We start from the raw sequence: 6,567 nt of genomic DNA, 5'->3' as shown, positions 1-6,567 counted from the left end.
CCCCCCCCCCCCCGCCCGCCTGGACCCCGCCCGCCGACCAGCCGCGCAGCACCTCCAGGTTCCGCCGCACCACGGCGGGCAGCGGCAGGGCTCCGGGCAGGCCGTCCGGAGCGGCGTACGCCGGGTCGAGTGCCAGCTCCGCCGGATCGACGACGACCCGCGCCCCGGGCAGCGCCCCCAGCTCCCGCAGCTCCTTGGTGGTGAACCGGGCCTGGGAGGGGCCCCGGCGGCCCACGATGTGCACATCGCGCACCCGGCTGGACTCCAGCGCGCTCAGCGCGGCGCGGGGCACGTCGGTGGCCCGCAGCTCGTCGGCCCCGCGCGCCAGGATCCGGGCCACGTCGACCGCCACGTTGCCGACGCCGATCACGACGGCCGAGCGGGCGTCCAGGGCGTCCCGGGCGAACGGGTCGGCGCCGATGTCCGGGTGGGCGCTGTACCAGGAGACGAAGCGGGTCGCGGAGTAGCTGCCGGGCAGGCTCTCGCCGGGCACCGCCAGCGGGCGGTCCGCCGAGGCCCCGACGCAGTAGACGACCGCGTGGTACAGCTCCGCGAGCCGGGCGGGGGAGACCCCCTCCGGCCCGCCGACGCCGACGTTGCCCACGAACGTGACCCGCTCGTCCTCCAGCACCGCCCGCAGACTGTTCTGCAGCGACTTGATCTTCTCGTGGTCGGGTGCCACTCCGTACCGCACGAGTCCGTACGGGGTGGGCAGCCGGTCCAGGACGTGCACCCGCACATCGGGCACGCGCGACTGCTGGAGCAGGGCCTGAGCGGTGTAGACCCCGCTGGGACCGGAACCGACGACGGCGACGGAGAGCACGGCGCACCTCTTTCCCGGAGGTTCCCTCCAGGATGGCACCGCCGCGCGCACGGAGCAGCGCAGCCGAGCGGCTCAGTCCATCAGCCCGCGCATCCGGTCGATCTCCACCGTCTGCTGGGCGACGACGTCGCTGGCCATCTCCTCGACGAAGATGTCGTTCCCCTCGGTGAGCGCCTCCGTGGCCATGGTGACCGCCCCCTGGTGGTGGGTGATCATCAGCTCCAGGAAGAGCGTGTCGAAGGCCTTGCCCTCGGCGGCGCGCAACTTCTTCAGCTGGGCCTCGGTCGCCATGCCGGGCATCCCGGTGTGGTCGTGGTGCTGCTCGCGCTTGTCGCCGCCGTTCCTCTTCAGCCACCCCTCCATGGCGCCGATCTCCGGCTTCTGGCCCGCCGATATGCGTTCCGCGAGCCGCTTGATGGTGCTGTCGGAGGCTCGTTCGGAAACGAGTTCGGTCATCACGAGCGCCTGCCCGTGGTGTTCGATCATCATCTGCGCATAGCGGAAGTCCGCGGAGTTGGCGGTGTCCTGGCCGGCCTCCTTGGCGGCCTCCTCGGCGGAGAGCGTCCGGGCGGGCTCGCCCGGTCTGCCGGGCGCCACCACGCCCGGACCTGTGTCCTTGGCCTTGTCCGACGTCCCGTCACCGCTGTCCGCGTCACAGGCCCCCAGGACGAGCACGGCGGCAACCGCCGCGGCCGCGAGAGCGGTTGAGCGCAGAGTTGCGGACCGGCGATGGATCAACACGGTGACCTCCTGTGCCACATGGTTTGTTGCAGACCGTCCTAACACGCTTCCACCGGCGGAAGATCAAAAACTTTTATTACGTCTGCGTTGCCATCTGTTGATGTGTACATGCGAGGGACGATACTGCCGAGGGTTCCATAACCGTTCGACCCCGAACGGATCCTAGGGAGGACGCAGTGACCTCGTTGCACACCACCCGCGTGCGGCGCAGACGTCTGGGCGCGGTGGCAGCCGCGGCCGGACTCCTCGCCACGCTGCTGACGGCCACCACAGCGGCCGCCACCCCCGACCCGGGCGACGCCCCGGCCGAGCGCGGTTCCGTCTCCAAGAGCGACCAGGCCGAGGCCAGGGCTGCGATAACCGGCGGTGACATACCCGGCGTGGACGAGATCGTCCACAGCTCCAACATCAAGCACCTGACGAACGTGCCGAAGGGCGCCCTCCAGGGCACCAACACGGACCTCGCGTTCCAGGGGAAGTACGCGTACGTCGGCAACTACGACGGCTTCGTCATCTACGACATCAGCAAGCCGAAGAAGCCCAGGACGGTCTCGCAGGTTCTCTGCCCCGGCTCGCAGAACGACATCTCGGTCTCCGGGAACCTGCTCTTCCTGTCGACGGACTCCTCGCGCAGCGACGACTCCTGCTCCAGCACCTCCCAGCCCGCCACGGAGAAGTCCTCCTGGGAGGGCATGAAGATCTTCGACATCAGCAACAAGCGGCAGCCCAAGTACATCGCCGCCGTGGAGACCGCCTGCGGTTCCCACACGCACACGCTGGTGCCGGGCGGCAAGAAGAACGTGTACGTGTACGTCTCCTCGTACTCGCCCAACGAGACGTTCCCGGACTGCAAGCCGCCGCACGACGGGATCTCCATCATCAAGGTGCCGCTCAAGGCGCCGCAGAAGGCCCGGGTCATCGACTTCCCGGTGCTCTTCCCGGACGGCGGCAACCCGGGAGCGCCCGAGAACCCCGGTGTCTCCAAGACGACCGGCTGCCACGACATCACGGTGCTGCCGTCGAGGGACCTCGCGGCCGGGGCCTGCATGGGTGACGGTCTGCTGTTCTCCATCGAGGACCCGGAGCACCCGAAGATCATCGACCGGGTCCAGGACAACGTGAACTTCGCGTTCTGGCACTCGGCGACCTTCAACCAGGGTGCGAACAAGGTCGTGTTCACCGACGAGCTCGGCGGCGGCGGCGCGGCCACCTGCAACGAGGAGATCGGCCCCAAGCGCGGCGCCGACGGCATCTACGACATCGTCGGCAAGGGCGACAAGCGCAAGCTGGTCTTCCGCAGCTACTTCAAGATCGACCGTCACCAGGCCGACGCCGAGGTCTGCGTCGCCCACAACGGCTCGATCATCCCCGTGAAGGGCCGCGACCTGATGGTCCAGGCCTGGTACCAGGGCGGCATCTCCGTCTGGGACTTCACCAACTCGGCGAAGCCCAAGGAGATCGCCTTCTTCGAGCGCGGCCCGGTCACGCTCGACCAGGTCACCACGGCCGGCCCCTGGTCGGCGTACTACTACAACGGTCACATCTACTCCAGTGACATCGCCAAGGGCTTCGATGTGCTGAAGCTGGACGACCGGCGCACCGACCCGGCGAAGCGGGTCAAGATGGACGAGCTCAACGTGCAGACGCAGCCGGACTACTTCGAGCGCTGATTCCTCAGCGCGTCCGGCAGTCGGTTCGCCGGGCGGTCCGGCGGTTCGTCAGGCATTTCCGGGGCCGGTGTCTCCCGGGCGGTCATCCGCCCGTGCGGCACCGGCCCCGGTGCGTGCGCCGTCGGAAATTCATTGACCGATGAGCCGGGTGGGGACATGCTGGATCCCTGCGACGGCGGACTCCGCAACTCCGGTCCCCGGCGCGGTCCGCGGCCGTGTCCCACGAGGCACGCCGAGGGTGCGCCCGGATCCGGCGACGCGGGGGATCGCCGGATCGGGCGCGATCTCTCCCCGTGGATTCCCGGTCACGGCGAACGGCGGGTGCGGCGGTCAGGCGGCGGTGCGGACGCTTCCGCCGGTGGCGGCGGCCCACTCCAGCAGCAGCCGCTGGTATTCCGCCTCGTCCTGCGGCGTCAGGAACCCGCCCGACCGCTGCCACAGGTCGCGGATCTCCGCGTTGACCTCGGCTGCGGAACGGGCGGATACGGACGACGGCATGGGGGACATGTCCACCAGGCTACGGCCACGAGCGCCATCCCTTACCCCTTCCGTGGCGGGATATGCCTCACACCCCGGTCCGATCTTGCGCGTTCGCCGTGGGCCTCAGCCTCTCCCCGTGGGCCTCAGCCGATCCCGTGGGCCTCAGCCCGGGATCAGCCCCAGGGAACGCAGACCGTCGGGCCGCTGAGCCACGGGCAGATGGTCCACGAACCGGACCTCGCAGCCCAGAGCGGCCGCGCCGCCGTCCGCGCCCCGGTTGTCACCGACCATGACCACCTCCGCGGGATCCCGGCCGATCAGCGTGCAGGCGGTGCGGAACAGCCCCGCGGCGGGCTTCTGGAGCCCGTGCTCGAAGGACAGGACATACGCGTCGACCAGGGCGTCGAGCCCGTGCGCACGGAAGACCGGGCGCAGGTCCCAGCCGATGTTGCTGACCACGCCGACCGCGATCCCCGCCCGCCGCAGCCCCGCCAGCACCTCCGAGGCGTCCGGGTACGGCAGCCATGCCTCCGGCCGCATATGGCGGTCGTACAGCGCGTCGTACAGTCCCGGATCGGGCAGGGCGACGCCCCGGGCCAGACCGGTGTACACCTCACGGTGCAGCGCGGCACTCAGGTCCCGGCGAGCCATCGCGCCGGCCAGCCCCTCCGGAACCCGGAGCGGCTGCGGACCGCCCGGCAGAGCGCCGGCCTCCGTGAGCCCGGTCACGTACCGCTCGAAATCCTCCGCCGGTACGTCGACGCCCTCCTCCCGCAGCACGGCGGCGAGCCAGTCCCGGACCGGCTCGATCCGGAACAGGGTTCCGGAGAAGTCGAACAACACGCCCTTGATCACCACGGGTGCGATCCCTCCCGGGGCGCCGCGTACCGGGCGTACCCGGCGGCGCTCAACGCCACCACGGCCACCCCCAGCAGCGCACCGCCCACGACATCGGTCAGCCAGTGCACCCCCAGGTATACCCGGGTCGCCGCCACGCCGATCGCCGAGACCACCGCCACGGCGAGCGCCGCGTACCACAGCGCGGGGCCCGCGCCGTACAGCCGCAGCAGCCACAGGAGCAGCCCGCAGCTCACGACGGCCGTCATCGCGTGCCCGGAGGGAAAGGCGGCGAAGTTCGCGGAGTCCACCGGGTCGGTCCACTGCGGGCGCTCCCGGTCCACCGCGGCCTTCAGCCCCTGTTGGAGGAGGGTGGCGAGCAGGCTCGTCCCGGCCGTCCAGAGGGCGAGTCGCCGCGCGCCGCGCCACCACAGGGCGATCACCGCCACCGCGATCAGGGCGCGCATGGTCCAGGGATCCCACACCCAGTCCGTGAGTACGCGGTTCACGTGCACCAGGCCGGGGTCGCCGACCGCGTGCCGGTGCAGGGCGTCGGCGACCGTCCGGTCCAGGGACATCAGCGGCGACCAGTGCGCCGCCACGAGAACGAGCAGCAGCAGGGCCGCCGCGCCGGTGACCCGTACGGTCCGCAGGGCGGGCGCGGTGAGGAGGGAACGGTCCGGTGAACGGAAGCGGAAGTGGGGGGAGGGGGAGGACATGGTGATGATCCTCGCGGAGGAGCCCGTCCGAAGGCCAACCCGGGTACGGGACCGTGCCGAAACGGAGTAAGGAACCGTGGCCGAACCGGGTACGGGACCGTGACCGGCCCGAGGTGCGGAACCCCGGCCACCCCGGGACTACCCCAGGGCGCGGAGCCCTGGAACGAAGGCCACGAACACCGGGATCACCGGCACCAGCGCGGCGGCGGCCGTCAGCCGGAGCCGGCGGCCCGCCGTGAGCCGTTCGACCGGGGCCAGCAACCGGTTGACCCGGAGGGGCACTTCGGCCTGCGGGGTGGGGCAGGGACCGAACACCCCACGGTCCTCGTTGAGTCCGACCAGGGCGAGTGCGGTCGTCAGCCTGCCGAAGCGGCGCGACGCCACGTCGTCGGCGGCCAGCTCGACCAGCCGGTGCATCTCGTCGCGGAACGCGGCGAACACCGGGATCTGCGGGAAGCCGATCGCCAGCGCCGACGAACAGTGCAGCAGCCAGTCGTGCCGGGCCTGGGCGTGCCCCTGCTCATGGGCGAGCACCGCGTCGAGCTGACGGCCTTTCAGGCGGCCCAACGCGGCGGTGGTGATGACGAGTTGCGGTGCGGTGCCGGGCAGCCACCAGGCATCGGGGCGTTCGCCCTCCAGCACCACGAGACGGTCGGCCCCGGGCTCCTCGCCCGGCATCAGCGGGGCACGCTCCAGCAGTTCTGCCCGGCGCTGCCTGCGGCGACGCCGCGCCCGATGGACCTCCCGCAGGAGCATCGCCCCGGTCCACAGCCCACCCAGCGCCAGCAGCACCGCGATGACCGCCGACCACGGCCCGTACGCCGCCAGGGCGTACGCCTCGACGACGGCGTGCGGGGCCGGGGCGAAGACATGGCCGCGCACCGCCTGCCAGGCGGCGGCCGCGCTCAACGTCATGGACAGGGCGAACGACAGGAGCACGCCGGCCACCACGCACTGCCAGACCCACAGGGCCACGACCGGCTCGCGCTCCGGCCACCGGGCCCGCGCCATCACACGCGGGGTCACCAGGGCGGTCAGTGCACCGAGCAGTAGCAGCGCGAGGGAGACCAGCATGGCTTCAGCTTATGAGCGGCGGGCCGACCGGGGGTACGGCCGCGACCGGCAAGTGACGCAGACCACTGTTTGACGGGGGTTCTGTCCCACTTCCCGTCTCACAGAGTGAGCAGCATGGCGAACATGCCGATGCCCATCGTCAGCCGGCAGGCCGTCGTGAGCTCGGGCCGGCCGTCCGTCCCGCCCCCGAAACCGCCCGGGCCGGGGCCGCCGACGCCCCCAC

The 6,567-nt window shown here is 71.3% G+C and carries 7 protein-coding genes and 1 pseudogene; 1 reads left to right on the top strand and 7 read right to left on the bottom strand.

From position 1 onward, the window contains the following. Together JS521_RS32720 and JS521_RS32715 are read right to left on the bottom strand one after the other, a co-directional pair. Positions 1-823 (bottom strand): FAD-dependent oxidoreductase (locus JS521_RS32720; RefSeq protein ID WP_205086527.1); only part of this gene is annotated, 823 nt, incomplete at its 3' end. 72 nt (positions 824-895) lie between these two features. Next, complete coding sequence (locus JS521_RS32715; RefSeq protein ID WP_205086526.1) at positions 896-1,582, bottom strand: DUF305 domain-containing protein; 687 nt, start codon at positions 1,580-1,582, stop codon at positions 896-898. 158 nt (positions 1,583-1,740) lie between these two features. On the opposite strand from JS521_RS32715, the gene JS521_RS32710 reads away from it, so the two are divergent. Continuing rightward, positions 1,741-3,234 (top strand): LVIVD repeat-containing protein, encoded by a 1,494-nt coding sequence (locus JS521_RS32710; RefSeq protein WP_205086525.1) that lies wholly within the window; start codon positions 1,741-1,743, stop codon positions 3,232-3,234. 330 nt (positions 3,235-3,564) lie between these two features. Here the strand turns inward: JS521_RS32710 and JS521_RS32705 are convergent, their stop codons facing one another. The 5 genes and pseudogenes from JS521_RS32705 to JS521_RS37060 form a co-directional block, all read right to left on the bottom strand. Continuing rightward, complete coding sequence (locus JS521_RS32705; RefSeq protein WP_205086524.1) at positions 3,565-3,741, bottom strand: hypothetical protein; 177 nt, start codon at positions 3,739-3,741, stop codon at positions 3,565-3,567. 135 nt (positions 3,742-3,876) lie between these two features. Next, positions 3,877-4,572 carry an HAD family hydrolase gene (locus JS521_RS32700; RefSeq protein ID WP_205086523.1) on the bottom strand — a complete coding sequence of 232 codons (696 nt, stop codon included), beginning with the start codon at positions 4,570-4,572 and terminating at the stop codon, positions 3,877-3,879. Then, entirely contained in the window at positions 4,566-5,270 is a 705-nt protein-coding gene (locus JS521_RS32695) for a phosphatase PAP2 family protein (protein ID WP_205086522.1), read from the bottom strand. Before JS521_RS32695 ends, JS521_RS32700 begins: the two co-directional genes overlap by 7 nt. A 138-nt stretch (positions 5,271-5,408) precedes the next feature. Next, complete coding sequence (locus JS521_RS32690; RefSeq protein WP_205086521.1) at positions 5,409-6,344, bottom strand: M56 family metallopeptidase; 936 nt, start codon at positions 6,342-6,344, stop codon at positions 5,409-5,411. Between the two features lie 98 nt (positions 6,345-6,442). Beyond that, a pseudogene (locus JS521_RS37060) lies at positions 6,443-6,567 on the bottom strand (DUF5134 domain-containing protein); the annotation flags it as partial.

The organism is Streptomyces durocortorensis (assembly GCF_016901035.1).
Classification (GTDB): Bacteria; Actinomycetota; Actinomycetes; order Streptomycetales; family Streptomycetaceae; genus Streptomyces; species Streptomyces durocortorensis.
Note: the sequence above shows the minus strand (reverse complement) of the source record. Positions and strands in the feature narration are given on the sequence as shown.